The organism is Dendronalium sp. ChiSLP03b, assembly GCF_034531165.2.
Taxonomy (GTDB): domain Bacteria; phylum Cyanobacteriota; class Cyanobacteriia; order Cyanobacteriales; family Nostocaceae; genus Dendronalium; species Dendronalium minutum.
Genome location: NZ_JAVRBR020000046.1, coordinates 70467 through 94382, shown reverse-complemented (window position 1 = coordinate 94382; position 23916 = coordinate 70467). Strand labels below are relative to the sequence as shown.

The following is a 23916-nucleotide window of genomic DNA, read 5'->3' as shown; positions in this document are numbered from 1 at the left end:
GTCTGCAATATGCTTTTGGTTAGGGAGTCAGAAGTCAGGAAAACTATACATTCTGGCTTCTGGCTCCTATACAGGGCTGCGGTCTTGTGTCCTTCCTCGCTATTAAGAATCCCCAGTCATAATTAATTTAGATGAATATCTAATTTTTAACAACTCAAATGGCAATTAGATACCTAAATAGAGTCTGCTTCTAAGGCTTTGCTCGCCATCTCAATCACTTGTTTGGCTGCTTTTTCTTTGCGTTCGCTGTAGCGATCGCTTAGGTAGTCCACCTTGTCTCGTAGCAACAAGGTGAACTTGTAAAGTTCTTCCATGACATCCACGACGCGATCGCGGTAGGGCAAATCCTTCATGGTACCGTCAGAATTAAACTCTTGGTAGGCGTTCGCCGTCTGCCACTGGTGCAATGAATGGCAATAGCACTGCCAAGATTATTTTGACTATCAATAAAGTTTTGCAATTCCTGAAGTTGCTCCTGACTGGGTGCAGCACCGCCTTTGATTGGCAGCCAGAGATAAGGAATGTTCACTTCTTGATACAAATCTAAATTTGATGGGTCATCCATAACAGAGACGATCGCACGAATACCCACCGTGTAATTCGGTTAACTCTTCTGGCATGGGCTTATTCGAGCCTTAGTTTAATCCGAGTACTACAAATCCTTATCCAGCAGGTGTAAATTTTTTATTCACAGACGCAATCAGTTGAGTTACCCGTTCTTTAATTTCATCGCGGACTCTGGGGAAAATTTCCGGCTGTTCAGCTGGATCGTCTAGCTGCCAGTCTTCAAATACTTCCTGCACGCTCCACTCTGGCGGCAAATTGACACCACAACCACACAGAGAAATTACTACATCAAAGTCTTCGGCTTTAAAGTCACTTAGAGGTTTTGAATATTGATCGGTAATGTCAATGCCAACTTCTTTCATGGTAGCGATCGCTTCTGGTCTAATTTGACTTGCTTCTAACCCAGAGCTAATTACTTCAATCTTTCCCTTACCAAGAGTTTTAGCAAGGCCTTCCGCTATTTGGGAACGGGCAGAATTCTTTTTGCAGACAAACATCACACGTTTCATAGTTCAACTCCTCTAGATAATGGGACTAAATTTATAGGGTTCTGGAATCAGGTGGTGCGAAATAACGTTTTTGAAGCCAGAAGGCAACATTAACAAGACCAATCAGTACAGGCACTTCCACTAAAGGGCCAACGACAGCTGCAAAAGCCACACCCGAATTAATGCCGAATACTGCGATCGCTACTGCGATCGCCAACTCAAAATTATTTCCTGCGGCTGTAAACGCTACACTTGCGGCTCTGGAATAGTCCGTCTTGATTCGCCAAGCCATGTAAAAGCTGACCAAAAACATGACGATAAAGTAGATGATTAGCGGAATGGCAATCTTAACCACATCCAAAGGAATCTGAACGATTAAATTCCCTTTTAAGCTGAACATGACCACGATTGTAAATAACAAAGCAATCAGCGTAATCGGGCTAATTTTGGTCACAAATTCCTCGTGATACCAGCGCTTACTTTTCACCTTTACTAACAAGTAACGAGTGAAAAATCCAGCTAAAAAGGGAATACCGAGATAGATGAACACACTCTGGGCTATCTCGGCAATACTCACGTTAACGACACTGCCTTGCAACCCAAACAGCGGCGGCAGCACACTGATGAAAAACCACGCGTAAGGACTATAAAAGATGACTTGGAAAATGCTGTTGAACGCAACCAATCCAGCCGTGTACTCAGTATTACCTCTTGCTAAGTCACTCCATACAACTACCATTGCAATACAGCGGGCTAATCCAATCAAAATCAATCCGGTCATGTATTCTGGATAATCTCGTAAGAAGGTAGTTGCCAGAGCAAACATTACTGTTGGCCCGATGATCCAATTCTGAATTAGTGATATACCGAGAATTTTACCGTTGCGAAATACATCCCCTAACTCTTCATACCGCACCTTAGCTAAGGGTGGATACATCATCAGAATTAAGCCAATGGCGATCGGTATATTAGTCGTTCCTACCTGAAACTGATTAATAAAGGCTTCGATTCCAGGAAGAAAATAGCCTAAGCCGACCCCAACAGCCATTGCCAGAAAAATCCATAATGTCAGGAAGCGGTCAAGAAAAGAAAGTTGTTTAGAAATGGTTTTCGTTTTCATCACTTTGCTAGAGCTAGCGTTCCTAACGCGAGAGCCAATTTTCTAATTTTTGTTTTCATCGACTTCTCCACCGCGTGTTATTGCTAAGTTTGTACACCTTTCATTTCAAGAAAACTTGATATATATATTTGTTGTCAACGGCAAGATATAAAAATTCATCAAAAAAACTTGATATGTAGTTGGGAATCTTAGCAGGGGCGGGCAGGCAGTATCTTAGTGAAGCGGCGATAATCAGATAAATATTGCTCTAAAATAACAAATTGAGCCAAATTAAGACTGTAGTAAATCCAGCGACCTTCTTGGCGCGAGCGGACTAAGCCAGCTTCTTTCAGAGTTTTCAGGTGAAAAGACAGTTTCGACTGGGTAACGCCTAAAGTCTCGCACAAGTCACACACACAAAGTTCTTGCTCTCTGAGCAGTTCCAAAACTTTAAGCCGTAATGGCTCAGAAAGAGCATGAAAGCCAGCAACGATAATATCGGAAGTGGGAGTGTAGAGAGAATCCATCAAGTTTTATTGAAATCTATTTTTATATTCATCATACCAAGCTAAATTCAACCTAGAATTTATAGCATCTAATTTGAATAGCATAGAAGTTACTGAACTGCTGATGAAAAGCCTACGTGTAGCGACTTTGACGGCTGTTTACACGCAGGCTTTCTTACTTATTACTTTCCTAAGCTGAATATTAACGCAACCAAAACTTTGCTACAGGCCAAGATAACTCACAAATAGTTCCTTGAGGTTCAAGGGGTAGTCGCTGAAATTTTCCTTTGAGTTGCCGAGCTAAATTGATAAACTGTTGTGTGCCACGACCTTCTCTAGATGAATTAATTCCTAAGCCATCATCGATAATTCTCAGAGTGTACCAGCCTTGAGATGAAGTGCAAGTGACTTCGAGACAGGTTACTCCTATGGCATGTTTGCCAACATTGCACAAAGCTTCTTCCAGAAATCGGCAGAGTCCTTGCTTATGTTCATTATTCAAGTATTGCTCATCCAAAGGCTCAAAGGTACGAATTTTAACCTTGATAGTTCTAAAACAGGGAAAGTCTCGCTCTAAAGTGTGGGTGTAAACTTGATAGAGAATTTCATGAAGAGGGTCTTGCAAATTTAGTACTAGATGATTTCCTAAGTAAAGACTACTATCTTGAGTTGGAGGTTCGCGTTGCAAAAAATCATAAATTCCCCGTAGCTCGTGATTTAATTTTTCTAGTTCTTTTTCTAGTTCTGGCAATAGTTCTTGCATTGGTAAATCTTGGCATCGAACTAACTTCAAAACTTTAGCCAGACTTTGCAGCGGGCCGTTGTGAATGGTTTCAAATGTACGTTCAATGATGGCTTGACGAGCGTGAATTCCTGAGTGCAAAGCTTTGTCAGATTGATATAAAGCAGTGAGTTCCATGCCATTTATCACTAAAACGAGAATTGCTGGTATTACTGGAATCCACCAACCCCAAATCAAAAGTACATAACAAACAAGGACTAGGCTAAAGCTAGCAATACCAACAAGCACCAAATTTGCCAAAAGAGATTTAGTCAACCGAGCAATAGCAATTCCTAAAAAACCCCAGGCAAAAATCCATATATATTCCCATCCATCGTCCCAAGTATTAAAGAGCGGTCTAGCTTTAAGCACTTCACTGATAATTTGGCTAACAGCATGTACTGGAATTTCCACTTTGTAAATTCGCTCTGTTGCAGGTTCGATAGATGTAATTGCAGAAGTATTTATGAAGTCTTGACGGCTGGGGTCAATTATGCCGATAATCACAATGCGATCGCGTATCCAATCTGGATAAAATTTGTTGTTTTTGATTTCATCTTTATGACTGCGGATATCATCTTTATTAATTCCCACAAGCACAATTCGTTCATCTGTTGGTTCTTCAGAACGCAAACGCAGAAAAGTATCAAAAGCTAACCATTCTAAAAATTGCATTGAACCAATAAGACGAGCAAAGATTATTAGCCCAATTACTATCATTCCTGGTAATGCACCCACACGCAAAACGTCAATTTTGTCTCTGATTATTCTCCAAAGTCCAGGCCGCATAAGCTTGTTCCCCAGCCTTTAGTTATAATTCAATCATTATTGACTTATTATTAATCAATAAAAAGGAAACATGTATTAATAGACATAAGTAATAAACTTCCTGAAAAATTGATTATTATTTAATCAATTAAACCTTCTTCCCTAGCTCGCATTTCAGTTTGAATACGAATATTTTTTCCTTCATGAGGATAAATATTTAAAGCGTCTTGTAACTTGCTCCAATAATGACGCACCATCCGTTCAGATATAGACATTCTCTCGGCAATAGTTTTATCTTGCAATCCTTCCTCAAATGCCAAAGTCAACACCCTAAGCCATTCTGGTTTCACCTCTAATCCAGTATGAATGCCTTTGATATCTTTGGTATGTGTTAGTCCCTGTAATGCCCAATCTACTCTGGTCAACATTTCTTGAGTAGCAAGACTTTTATCGGCGACTGTAAAGCCTCCTTTATGACTATCAATATCTGGTCTAATTCTTACCAGTGTTCTTACATGGGCGCTTTGAATAATAAAATTCAAGTTGGGATAGTTTTTCATCAGCGTTCTCAGAAGTTGTACACCTATATCAGGTCGCGCCTTAAATCCAGAAAATTCTGGAATAGAAAGATCCATAACTACGATATTTGGCTGTATGTTATCGACCCGATCGAGAGCATTATTAGCGTTTGTAGCAGTGCTAAAATTAGCATCAGGATAATGTTTTCGTAGTATTTCTACTGTTCCATTCAGAACAGATTCGTGGTCATCAATTACTAAAATTTTTAGCAATTCTTTCTCAGACAAAGCTTGTTTCATAATTAATACTATGTTAATTAACTACATAAGTACAATTTGTCTGGGCATCTACAATAATTATTTTTTTATATTAGATTGCATTACTTATATAATGCTTCTATAGAGGTATTTTTTCCAGTAACAACAAATAATTAAGCAATCCTACTTACCAGATAAAATACCAAGTAACTCTGAGATTTTGAGTACGATACAAGCATTTTCCTGATGTTAAAAATCGAAAGGTTTCGCAAAGATACTTTAATTCTGGTAGGTTAGAATTAAAGACAAATGTAGATACATCGGGATAATTAATTTGTATCTTTAATTCTCCTAAGTTTTTCTTTTTTTTTAAAGTAAAATTAATTGAAACTGAGGCTAATATTTCTGACAAAATTATTGTTAGTAATTCTTCTAAAGACATTAAAACGAGCAGACTGCGTTCAACTGGCTCGTGTCGCCAATCAAGTGGCATATCGCTCTGAAAATGTATATGAGGATTAGATGCTACCCAACGTTCCAATAAGCACTCAATAGCTAAAGGAAGGCTATCTTGAAGGAACGCTGGAAACAAGCGATCGCTCAATTTCACTAAAGAATGATGCAAATTGTCAATTTTGTCTAGGTATTCTTGAGTTTTAGTGCTTGATATACTCATATTTTCTAGTGTCAACAAATATAAATTGCAACGGATTGTGAAAGTTTCTTGCAACAATTCGTCCCGAATTTTCTCAGCTTCTAGAAAGAGCTTAATTGACTGCCTATAATGCCACCATTGTAATGCTTGTTGAATTCTATAATAAAATATGAGAAATTGAACAAGAGACATAAGTTTAACAATGGAAATTAGAATCTATTTATGTAACTAAAGAGTATGATTTATAAAATATTGCAACGTTATTTATTTTACTATCGTAAAACAATATTTTACGTAAATCATGCTATATTTATGTGAAATAGAGTATTTAAAGGGTACAAAACAATTACCAAAAAATACCATTTTACTTCTCGAAAATACACAGTATATTATTAATTAATTTTATATGATACTGATGTTTATTGCATAATTTATAAAGACAATATTCTCTTCCCTGTAAATTCAGGAGAGAGAAGATTAAGCTAAAGCGATGATGGATGATAGTCTACTGTAATTAATTCAATGTATAATTTTCTTGGTGTAACAACTGATAATTCCAGCAAAAAATTATAAATCAGTGACTAACCTTGCTTTTCGTAGCATAAATTGCATGGCTGTTTCTTCTTGAGAAATAATATTAGCTTTAACCTCCATCCCTGGTTGGATATGACATTGGCGATCGCGATTTCCAAATTTAAGATTTTCGGGTTGAATAGTTGCTTCAAAATAGCTAGCAAGAGAATTTGCAGCATTTGAGGTTTCTGCACCGAGATTTTTACTTTCAGGTGTAATTACATCCGGAGAAATAGCACTGACAACAGCTGCAAGAGTGCCATAATCTGGATATGGGCAAGCATCAACTCGCAATTGTACTTTTTGACCAACTGCAATTTTGTTGATTTCCGCAGTCGGAATCATAGCTTTAATCACCAAAGGAGCGTTTTGCGGAACAATTTCAGCAAGAGCTTCGCTAGTACGCACCACTTGGCCGGGGTTACGCAAATTGAGTTTGAGGATGATACCGTCACTAGTGGCACGAATAATGCTACTTTCCAGTTGAGTATCCACCTGTTGAAGCTCTTTTTGATACTGCTTGAATTGAGTTTGCATTTCAACTCCTTGCTGTATCAAAGCTTGTTTTTCTTTTTGCAAGTTAGCGATGGTTGCTTGACCTTTAGCAACTTCTTGGGCAATGCGTTCTTGGGCGATCGCCACCATCGCTATACTAGGATTGATTGCAACTCGAGCTGACTGCATTTTGGCTTGGGCAATGTCTACGGATCTTTTGGCAGATTCAAGTGTGGATTTAGTCTGCTCAACCACTAATTTTTTTTGCTCAAATTCACGCCGACCAATTGCTCCAATTTTGGTAAGCTGTTGATAGCGATCGCGATCCATCTTTGCAAAGTCTAAATCGGCTTGGGCTTTTTGCAAGTCTGCCTGTGCTTTTTGCCAATTGGCTTGTGAAGCGATGAATTCATTTTCAGTAGTAACTTGCCGTTCTTGATAATCTCGTTGGTTGCGGATTAAATCTGCTTTCGCAGAAGCAACTGTTCGTTCTATAACTCTACTTTCAGCTAGTATCTGAGTATTTAGAGTGCTAATTTGAGCATCAATTTGAATTAGTTGTAATCTCCCCTGTTGAATATTAACTTGCAGTTGGCTTCTTTTGATTTGTAGTTGCTCAGTATCTAGGCGAGCAATTGCATCACCCTGTTTGACAACCTGATTTTCACGCACGAAGATATCTCGAACAATTCCCTCTATTTCTGGTTGTACTAGCCGAACGTTACCCATAGGACGGACAACAGCAGGAGCATTCACCATCACATTATATTTAATCCATGAAGATAGAGCGATCGCAGAACCAACAGTTGCTACAAGAAATATTCCTAGTAAAGATGTCCAAGCACTAATAGGAGGAAGAAACTCTTCATCCTGAACTGATGGGAGAATTTTCTTATTATGTGTGTAGAGCATATTTCTCCGAATAATGGTCAATATTTAAGGAATTAAAAAGCCTATATGGTCTCCTGGTTTTGCCCGTAATTCATCCAAGGAACCTTGAAGTTTTAACCTACCTTGTTCTAGTAATACAATCCAATCAGCCCGATTAACTACCTTGGGGCGATGACTAATCAAAATTGTGGTTTTACTTTGGCGATGTTTTAGTAATCGATCCAAAACTTGCGCTTCACTCACAGGATCGAGACCACTAGTAGACTCATCCAAAATGAGAATTGGTGGGTCTGTAATAATAGCTCTTGCTATTGCTAGGCGTTGACGTTGTCCACCAGAAATATTTACACCAAATTCACCCAAAACAGTTTGATATTTTTCCGGAAGTTTACTAATAAATTCATCTGCACCAGTAATTTGACAAACTCTGACAATTTGCTCAAAAGTAGCGTAGGGCGCTCCTAAACGGAAATTTTCTACAATAGAACGACTCCAAAAGTGAGCATCTTGAGGAACAAGCACCACCTGTTGCCGTAGACAATCAAGTGCAAGGTCTTGTAAGTTATATAATCCAATACGAATATTCCCAGACTGTAGAGAATATAAGCCGGCAATTAGTTTAGCCAAAGTACTTTTACCGCATCCAGATTTGCCGATGACGGCAATAACTTCACCACCAGGAATTGTTAAAGTAAAGTCTTCTAGTAGATCGACTCGACCAGCATAGTGAAAGTTGACATTTGCACAAATAATATCAGCGTTACCGGGGATGTTGGCAAAAGGTTTTTTACCATCGTCTTCATTTTCTGGTGTAGTATCTATAACTTCTGTCAGACGTTGGATGGCAGTTTTGGCACGGGTAAATTCCTCTATAAAACTGATTACAGTACCAATTAATCCGAGGAAATTACTATTCATCGAGTTAAAAGCAAAGAGTTGTCCGATACTCAGGTTTTCATCGGGATTTATCACTAAATTCCCGCCGAACCAGAGTAAGGCAATACCTCCAACAGAAGCAACTAAACCAGAAAAAGTATTATTAATAATTCCAATATGAATTGTCCGAAACGCTAGATTAGCAAGATTACCAAATCGGTTTTGAAATTCATCTAAAAACTGTGAGCCAGATGTGGTAGTTTTGAGGGTAAGTGCGCCTTTAAAGGTTTCTACCAAAACCCCTTGTGCTTCTGCCTCTTGAACTAAAAGCTCACGAGTCTTTTGGCGCAAAGTTGGTAAAAATACAATTGTAGATATGGTCATTAATAGAGAAACTAGTGTAGCTACTACAGTTAATTTCCAACTATAAAAAACCATGAAACTATAAGAAATTACGGCAATAAAAAATCTACTAGGTAGACTGATAACAACTTGAGCAACTAACTGATTAATTTGGCTAATATCTTGCAGGCGGCTAACAATTTCTCCACTGCGGCGAGCTTCGTAGTAAGCCAGAGGTAATCGCAAAATCTGCTTGCCAAATTCCATGACAAGCCCTAATTGTAGGCGTTGGGCAAAGTGGGCGATTAAATTAGATTGTACCCAAGAAAGGCTGCTAAGAATTAAATTCATAACTACCACAGCGATCGCCATAGTAGTAAGTAGCTTTGTATCACCTCGGACTAAAACATCATCAGTGAGAATCTGCAACAGAAAAGGAGACGCTAAAGATAAGACTCCTAAAAGTAAATTGAGAGGTAAAGCTTGGGCTAGAATAGAGCGAAAAATCCAGACGCGCTTAAAGAAACGCCAAAAGCCAGCGACGTTATCGTCTTCTGTTTTCAAAAATAATTCTGGATTTGGTTCCACTAAAAGCATTAACCAATCTGTCCAACCTTCCGCTAAATCTTTTTGAGAAAGATAACGGACACCTACCGCAGGATCGGCAATTATACATTCTTTGCCTTTCTTACCATATAAAACAACCCAGTGATTCCCTTTCCAGTGAATAATTGCTGGTAAGGTTGCTTCATGCATTCTGTTTAAAAGTTCTGGTGAAGTTTTGACTGAGCGAGCATTAAAACCAAGTGTTTTTGCCCCTCGCTGAAGCCCCAACAAAGTTGTTCCAAATTGTCCAGTTCCTACAGCTTCACGGATGCGATTTAGAGTAAAATTGCGTCCATAATATTTAGCGATCGCAGCAAGGCAAGCGGCACCGCAGTCTTCTTCACTATGCTGTCTCACAAATTTATATTTCATAAGTAAAACATCATATTTAATGACAAACATTTAAATTTTGACCAATATGTTAATTCATTTTTGTAATTTATAAATAAAATTCCTTTTTGGTGTACTTGCTTCAATAAAATTAAGAACTTTTATTAACATAAATTTGATAAGATTCCATATAATATATCTAACCAATTTAGGTTATTTGAACTTGAATTGTGTCCCCTTTCTCGACCATTGAGATTCAAGCCAATATTAAATTCTGAAAGTTCATATCCAGTTTTTTGTGCATTAGAAATTTTATTTTCACCGTTATCTAAAATATTTTCATTATTAGCAAAACTTTTGATATTTTTAACTTGAAAATAAACATCATATATATCACTCACGGAAGACGAATAGCCACCAGATATTGTCTCTTGAAATTGTTCAGGTAAAATAATAAATAATTCATTTTCTTGTGAATATTTATAGTTAAACATGGCATTATATTTCTAATTTTAAGGAGTGAATAGTTTTTGTATAGTTAAAAACTAGGCAATTAACTAGAATAATTAATTGCCTAATCATACAAATTTATACCCAATTGATGAGGGTATATTCAGTTAGTTATACAAACAAGTGAACGTACTTATTAGCTGTGGACTTAGTTATGTCTTTAGCAGCTTCTATATTCTGTTTTACGGTACCACCGTTTTCATTAGATCTGACATCTGCATAAAGATCAAAAAAGTTATCTGCGTCCAAGAAACTAGTATTAATGTTATCTTGTAACTTGGTATCCTCATTTTTTTCTGGTGTGTAAGACCAAGTACCGCCAGATACAATTTCTTGTTGTTCAACAGACAAATTGGTAAATAGTTCGTGCAACATGATTGTAGTTTCCTTTATTTTTAGATAAATTCGAGAGTTGTCTGCCTCTTTTTTGCTGTTCAACTTCTCGCTTAATTAATACAATAACGGCAGAAAATAGCTGAGTCATTCTCACTTTCTGCAAACTTAGTTACCTGATTTAGAAACACCTGTTGCACAATTAAGCCAGTAATCTTTCCGAAAAATACCTATATAAACTAAATACCCGATTTGTTTGATAAATCGGGTATCTATGGCTTTCAATTGTCACAAATCAAATAGGATTACTATATATAAAGCTCAAGTTATCAACTCTGCTTTATAAAGCGCTCAAAAGTTTATTTAGTAACTCTTTCACAATCAAAGTTGCGCTTCCAGCGCACCAAAGGTGCAACCCAAAATCTAAAATTGCATTAAGCTGGGCCTACAGCCTCTATCGCTGCCTCCAAAGCGATCGCCACATGAGTCCAATGAGTCCCACCTTGGCAATAAACCACATACGGCTCACGTAAAGGCCCATCGGCTGATAATTCCAAGGTACTGCCCTCAATGAAAGTCCCTCCAGCCATGACTACTTGGCTTTCGTACCCTGGCATTTCATCGGGAATGGGGTCTAGGTAAGAACCTATGGGAGAATGCTGTTGTATAGCTTTACAGAACGCAATCAGCTTTTGGGCACAACCGAGTTTAATAGCTTGGATCACATCTCCACGGGGAGCAAGAGGTGCGGGATTTACGGGATAACCGAGCTTGTCAAATATGTAACCAGTAAGATACGTCCCCTTCATCGCCTCTCCTACCATTTGCGGTGCCAAAAATAATCCTTGGAATAGCAAGCGATTTTGATCGAAAGTAGCACCACCATAACTACCAATACCAGGAGCTGTGAGGCGACAGGCTGCTGCTTCCACTAAGTCAGCGCGACCAGCAACATAACCGCCAGCATTGACAATAGTGCCACCAGGATTTTTGATTAATGACCCCGCCATTAGATCGGCACCAACAGCAGTGGGTTCCTTGGTTTCGATAAATTCACCGTAGCAGTTATCTACAAAACAAACGGTATTGGGGTTTTGTTGCTTAACCAAATAGATGATTTTTTCTATATCAGCTATTGATAAACTAGAACGCCAAGAATAGCCACAAGAACGCTGAATTAACACTAAACGTGTGTTATCTGACACGCTAGAACTTAAGGCTTGCCAGTCTATCGTTCCTTCTGGGGTTAGCTCCAATTGACGGTAATTTATGCCAAACTCGATAAGGGAACCTTGACCTTGACCCCGTAAACCAATGACTTCTTCGAGCGTATCGTAGGGAGAACCGACCACTGCTAACATTTCATCCCCGGGACGAAGCACACCAAATAAGGCACAGGCGATCGTGTGAGTTCCTGAAACAAACTGCACCCGCACTACCGCAGCTTCAGCACCCATCACCTCGGCAAAAACTTTATCTAAAGTTTCTCGTCCTAGATCGTCGTGGCCGTAACCGCTTACACCAGCAAAATGGTGTGCACCTACACGGTGATTACGAAAAGCATCCAGCACTCGTTTCAGATTATGCTTGACCTGAGCGTCAATTCCAGAAAAAATTTCTAACAGTGCCTGTTCTGCTTCCCGCAGCTGTTCCAAGCTGTTCATTAGTTCCTCAATCAAAAAAAAACATTAAGATATGCGGATTTTTAAATCGCGCAGATTAGGCCAAACAATTCCAATTCAGGTTACTGCATGACAATTGTTACCTCAACAAAACCTCAAATTAACTGGGTTAATACCCTATTTTTCATTGGATTGCACATCGGTGCTTTGTTTGCTTTTGTTCCCAGTAACTTTAGCTGGCAAGCAGTTGGTGTGGCTTTCTTGCTTTATTGGGTGACAGGTGGTTTAGGCATTACCTTGGGATTTCACCGCCTTGTCACCCACCGCAGTTTTCAGACTCCTAAGTGGCTAGAGTATCTCTTGGTTTTCTTCGGGACACTTGCCTGTCAAGGAGGCCCAATAGAGTGGATAGGGACACATCGCATTCATCATTTACATTCTGATACTGACCCCGATCCCCATGATTCCAATAAAGGCTTCTGGTGGAGCCACATGGGTTGGCTAATTTATCATTCCCCCTCTCACGCTGAAATTCCTCGCTTCACCAAAGACATTGCCGAAGACCCAGTTTATCAGTTTTTACAAAAAAATTTCATTTTTATCCAAGTCGCCCTAGGTTCACTACTTTTGCTTGTGGGTGGTTGGTCGTTCGTTGTTTGGGGAATATTTGTTCGCATTGTTTGGGTTTACCACTGCACTTGGTTGGTGAACAGCGCCACTCACAAATTTGGTTATCGCAGCCATGATGCTGGCGATCGCTCGACTAACTGCTGGTGGGTAGCCTTACTCGTTTTTGGTGAAGGCTGGCACAATAACCACCATGCCTTTCAATACTCAGCTCGTCATGGGTTGCAATGGTGGGAAATTGATTTAACTTGGATGACAATTCAATTGTTGCAAGCACTTGGTCTAGCCACTAATGTGAAACTGGCTCCAACAAAACAGTAAGTCATTAGTCATTAGTCATTAGTCATTTACTTAAGACTAATGACTAATAACGAAGGACTTTTTATGTAACCAATATCCATTCGCCAATTCTGAAATGGCATCAAAAAGCTACTTACGGGTGCGCTTGGGTAGGTTAGGTTGCTATAATCCGAGACGCTGATATTCTCTAAATGTTAAGAAATTTTGCGGCAAGCCACTTTTTAGTGACTTGGTGGAGGAGTTTGTTGTTTTTCAGGTTTTCATGACTACATCAATAATCAACAGCCAGAAACTAACTGATGGCCTTGGTAATTCCGACCTAAGGCTAAAAGATATTATCAAAACTTTGCCGCGGGAATGCTTTGAACAGAACCGTCGCAAAGCTTGGACACGAGTGCTAATTAGTGTTTTGATGGTTGCCTTGGGCTACTACAGCCTGACGATCGCTCCTTGGTTCCTCTTGCCCCTAGCTTGGATTTTTACGGGCACAGCTTTAACAGGGTTTTTTGTAATTGGTCATGATTGTGGACACCGATCGTTTGCCAAACGTCGTTGGGTAAATGATTTGGTAGGGCATTTCTTCATGATGCCGCTGATTTATCCCTTTCACAGTTGGCGGATTAAGCATAATTATCACCACACTCATACCAACAAGCTGGATGAGGACAATGCTTGGCATCCCATTAGACCAGAAGTCTTTGAAGGTTGGGATAAAACCAGGCAGTCTGCCTTTGAGTTATTCATGCGTAAACGTCTCTGGTGGGTCGGTTCAGTTGGGCATTGGGCTGTTGTGCATTTTGATTGGCGGAAGTTCAAAATTAAAGACCAATCAAGTATTAAGCTTTCTGTAGCGGTAGTAGTTGTGTTTGCAGCGATCGCATTCCCTATCCTCATCGCTACAACTGGTATTTGGGGATTCGTCAAGTTTTGGCTCATGCCGTGGCTGGTTTACCATTTTTGGATGAGTACCTTTACCATCGTTCACCACACAGCTTCAGATGTGCCTTTTGTGGCAGCGAACAAGTGGAACGAAGCTCTCGCACAACTATTTGGTACTGTTCATTGTGATTATCCTCGCTGGGTAGAAATCCTGTGTCACGATATCAATGTTCACGTCCCGCATCACATTTCTACTGCTATTCCCTCTTATAATTTGCGTCTAGCCTACAGCAGTATCAAAGAAAATTGGCAGCCTTATCTACATGAAGAATGTCAGTTTTCTTGGTCTTTAATGAAGCAGATTGTAGACCAATGTCAACTGTATAAAACTGATGCTGGCTATGAAACTTTCAACGAATATTACGCAGGACGATAAAGAAACCTCTCAGTAATTTCGCTGAGGGCAAATTTTTGTTGATATAGCAAAAATAGCGTTGATCGTACTGTAGTTAAATAGATTCTGGCAATCGGCTTTCCACTAACATTGTTAGGTAAATTGCCAGAGATTATCTTGTTCTGTGTTAACGAGAGCTAGTGCCGTAGGCATTGCAGAGGTGAGATTAGCTTGCCTCAAACAAAGTTCAGTTTTCTATTCAATATCAAGAATCCAGTGCAATTAAATACCATTCCTTTCAATCATCCTCATGGCAGCGCTCCATCTGAGGATAAGATTAACTTGCCTTTTACTCTTCAGGATTTAAAAGCTGCAATACCTGCTGAATGTTTTCAGCCCAATGTGACAAAATCCTTATTCTACTTTTTTCGTGACATTTCGATTATTGGTCTGCTTTATGCAGTAGCTCACACTCTGGATTCTTGGTTTTTCTGGCCTATTTTCTGGTTAATGCAAGGAACGATGTTTTGGGCTTTGTTTGTAGTAGGACATGACTGCGGACATCAATCTTTTTCTAAGCATAAATGGCTCAATGATTTGATTGGACATCTTGCTCACACACCGATACTAGTTCCTTATCACGGTTGGCGCATTAGCCATAGAACTCACCACAAAAATACTGGCAATATCGATAATGATGAAAGCTGGTATCCCGTGACAGAATCACAGTACAAGGAGATGCCCTTAGTACAAAAGATAGGTCGATATTATGTTTTCTTATTGGCTTATCCTGTATATCTATTTAAGCGTTCTCCTAATAAGGAAGGTTCCCACTTTGCGCCTAGTAGCCCGCTTTTCAAACCATCAGAAAAATGGGATATTATTACTAGCACTACACTCTGGATTTGTATGGTAGGTTTGCTGGGATTTCTTACCTATCAATGGGGTTGGATGTGGTTACTGAAATACTACGCTGCACCCTACCTCGTGTTTATTGTTTGGCTTGACTTAGTAACATTTTTGCATCACACCGAGCCAGATATTCCTTGGTATCGTGGAGACGATTGGACTTTCCTCAAAGGCGCAATTTCTAGTATCGATCGCGATTACGGTTTGATCAATCATATCCATCACGATATTGGTACTCATGTTGCTCACCATATATTCCTCAACATTCCTCACTACAATTTGTTGAAGGCAACTGAGGCAATTAAACCTGTGATGGGTGAATACTTCCGCAAATCTGAGGAACCAATTTGGAAGTCGTTATGGCGTTCTGCTATCAGTTGTCATTTTGTACCGGATAATGGCAGCAGAGTTTACTATACATCCAATAACAAATTAGCGAAAGGCTGATTTATCGCATTAGTTAATCATGTAGAGACACAAAATTTTGTGTCTCTGCTATTTTTTTGTAAATCCTGATATTTCTCCTCAGTAAAATTTTCTAACTCCTCAATACTATGTGTAGATAAATTATGATTAGACATAAAATAAGTAAAGTTATTTGCAATATTATAAAAATATAAAAATGGTCAAACTTTTTCTCAAATTTTCCTTTGTTTTTTAGAGTCTGATCTACACATATTTACTTTAAAACTTCGTCGATTCAAATCTAAAAAATTAAATTCATACTATGCTTGCGCTCTTACAAGCAAATTTGAATCTTGATGAAGTTGTTCACAAAATTTGTACCTCATTAAAAACTCAGAACAAAGTCTCTAATAAAAAGGCAAACATCCCCAACAATTATCTCATCTTTACTTTCAAGTAACTTAATCAGAGTATGAACTGCACCAAGTGATGTAACAACCTCAGGCATGTACTCTGAATCTCCCAAGTAGTTAAGATGGTTAAGAATTTTAGTCTCTAGCATTTTTTATTAATGACTAAAATCGCCCATTTCCTTGGACAATATGTTTAACTGTAGTCAGGGTTTCTAGGCTAATAAATCCTCGACGATGACCTTTTTGGTTAGACATACCCAGAAACACCGAATCTCCCCGCGAAGGGTTGCGGGAAAAACGCGGGGAAGTGTTGATGTAGGTAGAGGCGCTGTTAACTCCTAGAGCAAACTGCCGACTTTCTTGATAAGATTCTGTGACAATACAGTCGGCATGACCGCTGCTATATTGATTAATCCAAGCGATCGCAACTTCTAAGCTATCCACTAGCTTAAAAGCTATTGTCTTGGTTAAATAGGGGTTACCCCATTCGCCTTCTTTAGCTAGATGCAACTGAGGAAACGCCTCTACTAGTTCTGCATCCCCTTTAATTTCAAAGCCTTTTTCCTTTAAGCTGTTCCACAGAACTGCTAAAGATGATGGCAAGGCTTGGCGATGAATTAATACCTTTTCAATGGCGTTAACTGGATCTGGTTGGCTTTGATGACTGTCGATAATCATCCAACGCACCATCTCTAAGCTGGCATTGAGCGACCAGTAAAGGTAGCAGTTACCCATAGCTGACTTTAAGACTGGGCAAGTTGCTTGTCGCATTACCTGCTGTACCAAGCTGGAACGTCCGTAGGGAATCACTAAATTCAGGTAATGGTCTTGGGTAATTAAATCCCGAATTGAAGCACCATGTTCTGCGGGAATTAATTCTAAACAGCCTGGTGGTAGACCAACCTCAGCAAGAGCGTTTTGCAGTACCTCAGCGATCGCCTCATTAGAATGGCTGGCTTCAGCACCACCTTTGAGAATTATACTATTACCAGTTTTAATACATAAACCAGCAGCGATCGCTCCTAAATCGGGAAACGCTTCATAAACAAATCCAATTACTCCCAAGGGCATTAATTGAGTGTAACTTTGAGAGTCCTCTATTTGATAGTCAGCGGTTCTAACGCGCCGTAGTGGATCTGATAGTTCCCCTAACCGTTGCAGAATATCCACTGTTGTCTCTAGCCGTGTGGGAGTCAGCTTCAGCCAATCCAAGATTAACTCTGGCACTGCCATTTCCTTGCTGGCTTCTAGATCCAAAGTGTTGGCTTCCAAAATGTCATCAAATGAGCGTTCAAGCGCCTGTGCCATCGCCAACACAGCGCGACTGCGGTCTGCTCCCTTTGTGAACCCCAATTTTAGGGAAGCCTGATAAGCGCGTTTAGCGCTAGTAATTGGTTCGGGGTAATCATCCAAAGCTTCAACAGTCATGGAATTAACGTCTGTAGGTAAGCCAGACCATAAGTGCTGGCAGAATAGCCAACAGCACTGCTACCATTGCCCAAGCAATAATGCTCGAACCATTTGCCAATCGCAGCGCTAGTGGTAACCATATAATCACTAGCACGAAAATAATGCCCAATGCTATCGGCAAATAGCTTTCTCCCAAACGAGGATGGACAACATGCCAACTATTTCCCGTCCAGCGCCAAGCTCGCTTATAGGGATAGGTGGTAGAAAGCTGTTCTAGGACATGTCCATTATCTTCTACTACAAAGATTTGCTGACAGCGATCGCAACCAAATGCTTCTGTCAGGGTAATGGGAATCAACCGTCCCCGGCGACGGCAGGGACAGGGGTATTGGTTGTTGAAGTCGATTTTTTCTGGTTTTTGAGATTGCACAAGCGTTCTAAAAACTTGAGCGTGTTTTTCATCAACTGCGAGAATATGCTCCCTTGGTAAATATTTTGGGAGCTTCTCTCTTAATTAACTTTTTATATCAGTAGCGAGCCAAATGCTGACTAAGACTGTCATATCCGCACTCTCAGGATGAGTAAATCTGATTGACCTATATCTATCTGTTGTCCTTCCCTGGATTGGGCAATCTTGTTTAAAAATTTCCTTATCTTCATCTGTGGCTTCAAATGTAATGTAGTTGCTTTGGTTGGGCATTTATTGTGCTTGTATGTCTGCTACAATTCTAAGCTTACGTGGCGATAACTTCTAAGACAACCCGTTAGGGAAAGCTACGCCTACTCAGGCAAGGCAGAGGAAGTGGCATCCAAGACTGCGACTGCTTCGCCTCCTGCCTTCTTCAATATTCCTTTCGACTCACGGATGGTAGGCGACTTTCGAGCGTAATGCTTGTCTGAACATCTGTTCAGGCAGTTTGTGTAACGCTTTACCCAGATAAATTTAAGCTAGCTTAACTGCTAAAAGACGTACTTTGCACCTGATAACATTACTATTAACCTAGCCAACTCTTATTCAGTGTAATACACCCTACACAAAACCAATCTAGCTACTATTAATAAGGATTCTAGCCAAACTAGTCTGTGCTTAGGATAGATTAAAACTGAGATTTATATTTTTTAACAAGCGGGTAACGCGATTCGAACGCGCGACATTCACCTTGGCAAGGTGACGCTCTACCACTGAGCTATACCCGCAGTTAGCAATTAAATATAAATATCTCAGATTTATCCTTATTTGTCAACCTCTAATTTTGGGTGCAGTGCAGAGGGAGCAAGGGTAAATGAGGGAGATAATTCTTTACTCCTAAACGACAGTCGCTACCCTGGAGGAACGCGCTTGAGCGAAAAAGTCGGGAAACCCGCTCACGGCGCTGTCTGCCCAACGCACTGCCTCCTCCTAACTCAGCACTCATAATCCATTCAGCTAAGTTCTTCGGACTCTGCTGTTAAATTGCCTACGTTGGCATTTTGAAAAGAGGCTGGTAAAGATTGGGTATTACGATATGGCTCTGCCAAGTTAGAGCGCAGTTGCCGCATGAGATTAGCCATTTCTAGAGCATTGAGAGCGTAGTCCCAACCATGATTAGCTTTAATGCCTGCCCTTTCTAAGGCTTGTTGCATAGTATCTACTGTCAAAATGCCAAAAATCACTGGTACTCCGGTTTGAAAGCTAGCGGCGGCAATACCTTTGGCAACTTCAGAGGAGACTAAATCGAAATGCGGCGTTTGCCCTCTAATCACAGCACCTAGACAAATTACAGCATCATAACGATGTGATAGTGCCAACTGGCGAGCCACAATCGGTACTTCAAAACTTCCTGGTACCCAAACGTAGTCCACTTGATTACCGTGAGGGTTAGGATCCACGCCGTGGCGTTTCAAGCAATCTTGACATCCCTCTAGCAGCTTTCCGGTAACAAGGTCATTGAATCGACCAATAACCACTGCAAAACGCAAAGGTTCCGTTTGAGTAAAAGTTCCCTCGAAAACTGCCATGACTGCCTCTGAAATCAACTATACTCTTGCCAATATACATTTCTTCTTTAAATGCAGAAGAGCAGGAAAGCACAATTAGGTAAAAAGAACTATCTTTTACCTTTGACTTGGCTCTCCTGCTCTTGTAGTCCCTATGCTATTTACCTGCACTAGGGCGAAGCCATTGCTTAAACCACAAAAAAGTTTAACAGACCAACTAAAAGCACCAAGGCAATCCAGACTCCAGAACCAAGCCAAAGCAGCCTTTTTGATTCAACCCAATTTTGCGGAGTTGCATAAGCAACAGGTACGCCAACAACTAGTACAAAAGACATGAGGACTAGAGCTATCAAAGCGAATTGGAATATTATGGTCATTTTTGCTTCTCCCAAGACAGCGAAATACTAAAAATAGAATATCCTAAAGGGCGACACTAACTGTTTTTCCTTATTTGTAAGCTAGCAGAAATTGCGTCACTATGGTCATTAGTTAGTTGTCAGTTGTCAGTTGTCAGTTGTCATTGGTCAGTTGTTGCTCTTGACCATTAATCCCGAAGGAATTCGCCAGTTAGTCATTTTGAAAACCAAAACTACTGCGCTGCCTCGCCACTGACTACTGACTACTTACCACTGACCACTGACAATTATGGATTTAATTCTTTGCCACACAACAGTTGATTTTGATGCACTAGGCGCAGCCGTAGGGCTAACTTGCCTATTACCAGGCAGTAAGATTGTGCTGACTGGTGGGGCGCACCCACCTGTAAGAGATTTTTTAGCTTTGTATCGAGATGAATATCCGCTCATTGAAAGGCGTTCGGTCAATCCGGAAACAATCCGTTCTTTGACAGTGGTGGATACACAACAGCGCGATCGCTTGGGTAAGGCTGCTGAATGGTTAGATTTACTTAATATCAAAGAAATTATAGTTTACGACCATCATCTAGGACAAGAATCGGATATCCCGGCTACCCAATCTTATATTGAGCCAGTCGGAGCTACAACGACTTTAATGGTGGAGCAATTACAACAGCAGCAAATTTCTCTAACTCCTGCTGTGGCAACAGTTATGGCTTTGGGTATTCATGTTGATACAGGTTCGTTGACTTTTGATAGTGCTACATCGCGGGATGCTCTAGCTTTGGCTTGGTTGATGGCACAAGGAGCTAGTTTATCGGTGATTTCGACTTACCGCGACCCTGGTTTGTCTCCTCAGTTGCAGCGGCTATTAACTGAGGCATTGGAAAAATTACAATATATTTGTTTGCGGGGATATACGATCGCTTGGGTAATTCTGAAAACAGATAAGTTTGTCCCAGGTTTATCAAGTATTGCTTCCCAACTCACCGAACTCACCGAAATCGATGCTTTACTGTTGGCAAATGAGTATCCTTTGGGAGAGGATGATTCGCGTTTAACTGTAATTGGGCGATCGCAAATTCCTGGTGTCGATCTCAATCAATTATTCCAAACAATGGGCGGTGGCGGTCATTCGCAAGCAGCATCGCTCAACATTCGAGGAGTAAATGCACAGGAAACACTCGAACAACTCGTAGATTCGATCAAAGCCTCGATTCCCCATCCTCCCACAGCCAGGGATTTGATGTCTTCACCAGTCCGCACTATTCGTCCCGAAACCACAATTGAAGAAGCGCAACGTATTTTGTTACGTTACGGGCATTCTGGTTTATCTGTAGTCGATAATCAAGGGCAATTAGTAGGGATTATTTCTCGGCGGGATCTGGATATCGCCTTGCACCACGGGTTTAGTCATGCACCAGTCAAAGGCTACATGACCACGAATCTGAAAACTATTGCACCAGAGGCAATACTGCCACAAATTCAAGCGCTGATGGTGACATACGATATCGGACGCTTGCCAGTGTTGGAGAATGGAAATTTAGTAGGTATTGTAACTCGCACTGATGTTTTACGAGAATTACATCAGGAAGAGGGGCAGAGGAGCAGAGGAGCAGAGGGGGAGATGTCGTTAAGTTTACCAGTTTGGTGCAATTACGCGATCGCCTGGCTCCCCAACTATGGGAGTTACTCACGAAAGCTTCTCTTGCAGCCCAAAAACGAGGTTGGCATCTTTATCTTGTCGGGGGTGCAGTGCGGGATTTGCTGTTAGCTGACAAAGCAGCAGGCAGCTTGATGATTAAAGATATTGACCTTGTGGTTGATGGCTTTCATAAATCAGCAGATGTTGGGGCTGGCGTGGAACTAGCAAAAGCACTCCAGCAAATTTATCCAGCTGCGCGTTTAGAAATCCACGGGGCTTTTCAAACTGCTGCTTTGTTATGGCACAAAGATCCAGAATTCGATTCTTTATGGGTGGATATTGCCACTGCTAGAACAGAATTCTATCCTTACCCAGCAGCAAATCCGGAAGTTGAAGCAAGTTCTATTCGTCAAGATTTGTATCGCCGAGACTTTACTATCAATGCAATGGCACTGAGGCTTACCTCTCCCCGTGCTGGTGAATTACTCGATTTTTTCGGCGGTTTACTAGATTTGCAAGCAAAGCAAATTCAGGTTTTACACGCTAACAGCTTTATCGAAGACCCCACCCGCATTTATCGCGGCGTGCGCTTTGCGGTGCGCTTTGGTTTTGAAATTGAACCGCAAACAAAAGAATATATCCGCTATGCCATCAACAGTGGTGTTTACGATCGCACTACCCAAGAAAATAGCAGAACCCCAGCCCTGCAAACTAGACTCAAAGCAGAATTAAAACACATCTTGGAAGCCCTCTACTGGAAATCGGCTTTGCAGTTACTCGACGACCTAGGAGCGTTGCAGTGTATACATCCTACTCTCAAACTAGACCGGGAACTTCTATGGCAACTACGTTTGTTAGAACGCTGTCTGCAAAGATTTGACCAGCAACAAACACTCGTTCACTGGCAAATACGTTTAGAAGCATTAATTGCCCACTTAGCACCTGAATATCGGGCGAAAGTAGCACAAAATCTGCAATTGCCAGAAGACAGCATCGCTAGATTGAAGAACTTAGCTCAAAGCTTTAGTCAGGTAATAGAATCTTTGCCTGGTTGCCAAAGACCTAGTCAGGTGGTGCAGTTGCTAAGACAGTTTAACTTGCCAATGCTAATTTTAATTGCCATGCACAGTCAGCTATGTCTAACGACAAATGGCTGCGCGTCTACACTGAGACGGCAGATATGGCATTATTTAACAATTTGGGCAAATGTCCAACCGATATTAAATGGTAATGACCTGAAAAAATTAGGTTACAAACCAGGGCCACAGTATCGGCAAATTTTAGATGATTTATTAACTGCTACTTTGGATGGATTAATTGGCGATCGCACTGAGGCTGAAGAGTTTTTAGTACAACATTATCCTAAGTGAATTAGTGAGGCGATCGCTCATCTCTTTGTTGCAACAATCTGCATTAGAAATCATCCAATCGAATATCCTTCCAAATATCAGAAACCTGCCACCCCGAGTTGCCAACAGATTGGACTATAGGGTTATCGCGTATCGGAATATAGTTAGGTTCTGTTTTCTCTACATATAATTCTTTCTCAACTATTGGTTCTGGGTTATCAAAAGTATCTGCTGGAAAATTTTGCTCTTCTGATTCCTCCATTATTTTGATTTTATTGAGGAGGAGCTTTTCAGATTTTTTGATTAGTTTCATATCCATTTATTGAAAGTTTTGAAAAAGACATTAAAAAATGTAAATCTGACTCCTAATTCTGAAATAAACTAATATAGTCTTTCAAGAATCGTTAGGAAGATTTACATAAGACTTTGATGAAGTCTTGTGTGGAAAAAATTACATAAGCTAGACTAGGATACAGCAGATTTATTGAAAATACCAGCAATTTGCTGAGAAATTTCTGAAATTTAAATCGAAGAATTATACTAGCTCTCAGTTGTCTGCGCTCGATATTGCTTGGTGAGGCAAGAATTAGGAGACAAGAGGACACGGTGACACAGTGAGACAGCGCTCTCGGTAGGGTTTCCCTCCGAAGCCACTTATGTGCGGTGAGCAGTCCGTTGGGCGGTTAGCCTTCTCTTATCAAAGACAGAGGTACGGCACGCCAAGGGCGACGTTAGCGTTGCCTCACCACGTGGCTGGCTCCTCTTTGGTCACCGCGTTATCTTCCTCATCTCCACAGTCCCCAGTCATTGTCAGAAAATATTGACAATTTTATTAGTATATTTATGCCTTTAGAACTGGTTATTATGAGGTCAGCCTAAAACCACGATATTTCTATCGGATTTGGATAAAACAGACACATGATTTAGAGATGAAGAGTGCCAAAGCCTACTAAAGTTTGAGTTTTAGGTTTTGTCCTGTTGCGATCCCTGCGTTCTTGATTGGAAGATTCAGACACTTCATTTCAATTCCCACT

20 protein-coding genes, 1 tRNA gene and 2 pseudogenes are annotated in these 23916 nt (G+C 40.5%); 4 read left to right on the top strand and 19 right to left on the bottom strand.

Annotation, left to right across the window (positions count from 1 at the left end; genetic code table 11):
- Positions 1-173 precede the first annotated feature (173 nt).
- The 13 genes and pseudogenes from RMY31_RS12030 to RMY31_RS11970 all read right to left on the bottom strand — a co-directional run.
- Positions 174-392: pseudogene (locus tag RMY31_RS12030) on the bottom strand (arsenical resistance protein ArsH); the annotation flags it as partial.
- Positions 350-565, bottom strand: a complete 216-nt coding sequence (locus RMY31_RS12025; protein WP_322657967.1) for a hypothetical protein — start codon at positions 563-565, stop codon at positions 350-352. The gene RMY31_RS12025 and the pseudogene RMY31_RS12030, both read right to left, overlap by 43 nt.
- 97 nt (positions 566-662) lie before the next feature.
- Positions 663-1076: an arsenate reductase, glutathione/glutaredoxin type gene (gene arsC / locus RMY31_RS12020; RefSeq protein ID WP_322657966.1), complete on the bottom strand. Its 414-nt coding sequence runs from the start codon at positions 1074-1076 to the stop codon at positions 663-665.
- Between the two features lie 31 nt (positions 1077-1107).
- Positions 1108-2175: an ACR3 family arsenite efflux transporter gene (gene arsB, locus RMY31_RS12015; protein WP_322657965.1), complete on the bottom strand. Its 1068-nt coding sequence runs from the start codon at positions 2173-2175 to the stop codon at positions 1108-1110.
- Between the two features lie 188 nt (positions 2176-2363).
- Complete coding sequence (locus RMY31_RS12010; RefSeq protein WP_322657964.1) at positions 2364-2681, bottom strand: metalloregulator ArsR/SmtB family transcription factor; 318 nt, start codon at positions 2679-2681, stop codon at positions 2364-2366.
- A 181-nt stretch (positions 2682-2862) separates the two neighbouring features.
- Positions 2863-4230, bottom strand: a complete 1368-nt coding sequence (locus RMY31_RS12005; RefSeq protein ID WP_322657963.1) for a CHASE2 domain-containing protein — start codon at positions 4228-4230, stop codon at positions 2863-2865.
- A 119-nt stretch (positions 4231-4349) separates the two neighbouring features.
- The gene (locus tag RMY31_RS12000; RefSeq protein WP_322657962.1) at positions 4350-5027 is read right to left on the bottom strand and encodes a response regulator transcription factor; all 678 of its coding nucleotides are present in this window, start codon (positions 5025-5027) and stop codon (positions 4350-4352) included.
- 145 nt (positions 5028-5172) lie between these two features.
- Positions 5173-5832 carry a hypothetical protein gene (locus RMY31_RS11995; RefSeq protein WP_409877847.1) on the bottom strand — a complete coding sequence of 220 codons (660 nt, stop codon included), beginning with the start codon at positions 5830-5832 and terminating at the stop codon, positions 5173-5175.
- A 375-nt stretch (positions 5833-6207) separates the two neighbouring features.
- A complete protein-coding gene (locus tag RMY31_RS11990) occupies positions 6208-7620 on the bottom strand; it encodes an HlyD family secretion protein (protein WP_322657960.1) in 1413 nt (470 codons plus the stop codon).
- Positions 7621-7644: 24 nt separating this feature from the next.
- A complete protein-coding gene (locus tag RMY31_RS11985; RefSeq protein WP_322657959.1) occupies positions 7645-9795 on the bottom strand; it encodes a peptidase domain-containing ABC transporter in 2151 nt (716 codons plus the stop codon).
- Positions 9796-9917: 122 nt separating this feature from the next.
- Entirely contained in the window at positions 9918-10247 is a 330-nt protein-coding gene (locus RMY31_RS11980) for a hypothetical protein (protein ID WP_322657958.1), read from the bottom strand.
- A gap of 127 nt (positions 10248-10374) precedes the next feature.
- Positions 10375-10638, bottom strand: a complete 264-nt coding sequence (locus tag RMY31_RS11975) for a CTB family bacteriocin (protein ID WP_322657957.1) — start codon at positions 10636-10638, stop codon at positions 10375-10377.
- Positions 10639-11030: 392 nt separating this feature from the next.
- The gene (locus RMY31_RS11970) at positions 11031-12260 is read right to left on the bottom strand and encodes a methionine gamma-lyase family protein (protein ID WP_322657956.1); all 1230 of its coding nucleotides are present in this window, start codon (positions 12258-12260) and stop codon (positions 11031-11033) included.
- A gap of 87 nt (positions 12261-12347) precedes the next feature.
- Between RMY31_RS11970 and RMY31_RS11965 the strand changes: the two genes are divergently transcribed.
- The 3 genes from RMY31_RS11965 (at position 12348) to RMY31_RS11955 (ending at position 15774) form a co-directional block, all read left to right on the top strand.
- Positions 12348-13166 (top strand): acyl-CoA desaturase, encoded by an 819-nt coding sequence (locus tag RMY31_RS11965; RefSeq protein WP_322657955.1) that lies wholly within the window; start codon positions 12348-12350, stop codon positions 13164-13166.
- Positions 13167-13407: 241 nt separating this feature from the next.
- The gene (locus RMY31_RS11960; protein WP_322657954.1) at positions 13408-14460 is read left to right on the top strand and encodes a fatty acid desaturase; all 1053 of its coding nucleotides are present in this window, start codon (positions 13408-13410) and stop codon (positions 14458-14460) included.
- Between the two features lie 234 nt (positions 14461-14694).
- Positions 14695-15774 (top strand): fatty acid desaturase, encoded by a 1080-nt coding sequence (locus RMY31_RS11955; RefSeq protein WP_322657953.1) that lies wholly within the window; start codon positions 14695-14697, stop codon positions 15772-15774.
- Positions 15775-16307: 533 nt separating this feature from the next.
- Here the strand turns inward: RMY31_RS11955 and RMY31_RS11950 are convergent.
- From RMY31_RS11950 to psbZ, 5 genes are all read right to left on the bottom strand, one after another.
- Positions 16308-17573: a glutamate-5-semialdehyde dehydrogenase gene (locus tag RMY31_RS11950; RefSeq protein WP_322657952.1), complete on the bottom strand. Its 1266-nt coding sequence runs from the start codon at positions 17571-17573 to the stop codon at positions 16308-16310.
- 4 nt (positions 17574-17577) lie between these two features.
- Entirely contained in the window at positions 17578-17985 is a 408-nt protein-coding gene (locus RMY31_RS11945; RefSeq protein WP_322657951.1) for a hypothetical protein, read from the bottom strand.
- A gap of 695 nt (positions 17986-18680) precedes the next feature.
- Positions 18681-18752, bottom strand: a tRNA-Gly gene (locus tag RMY31_RS11940).
- 225 nt (positions 18753-18977) lie between these two features.
- Positions 18978-19553 carry a 6,7-dimethyl-8-ribityllumazine synthase gene (ribH, locus tag RMY31_RS11935; protein WP_322657950.1) on the bottom strand — a complete coding sequence of 192 codons (576 nt, stop codon included), beginning with the start codon at positions 19551-19553 and terminating at the stop codon, positions 18978-18980.
- Positions 19554-19720: 167 nt separating this feature from the next.
- Positions 19721-19909 (bottom strand): photosystem II reaction center protein PsbZ, encoded by a 189-nt coding sequence (gene psbZ, locus RMY31_RS11930; protein WP_322657949.1) that lies wholly within the window; start codon positions 19907-19909, stop codon positions 19721-19723.
- Between the two features lie 268 nt (positions 19910-20177).
- Here psbZ and RMY31_RS11925 point away from each other — a divergent pair.
- Positions 20178-22903, top strand: a pseudogene (locus RMY31_RS11925) (CBS domain-containing protein).
- A gap of 43 nt (positions 22904-22946) precedes the next feature.
- On the opposite strand, the gene RMY31_RS11920 reads toward RMY31_RS11925, so the two are convergent.
- On the bottom strand, positions 22947-23195 hold the full coding sequence (locus RMY31_RS11920; protein ID WP_322657947.1) for a hypothetical protein: 249 nt from the start codon (positions 23193-23195) through the stop codon (positions 22947-22949).
- Between the last annotated feature and the right edge of the window lie 721 nt (positions 23196-23916).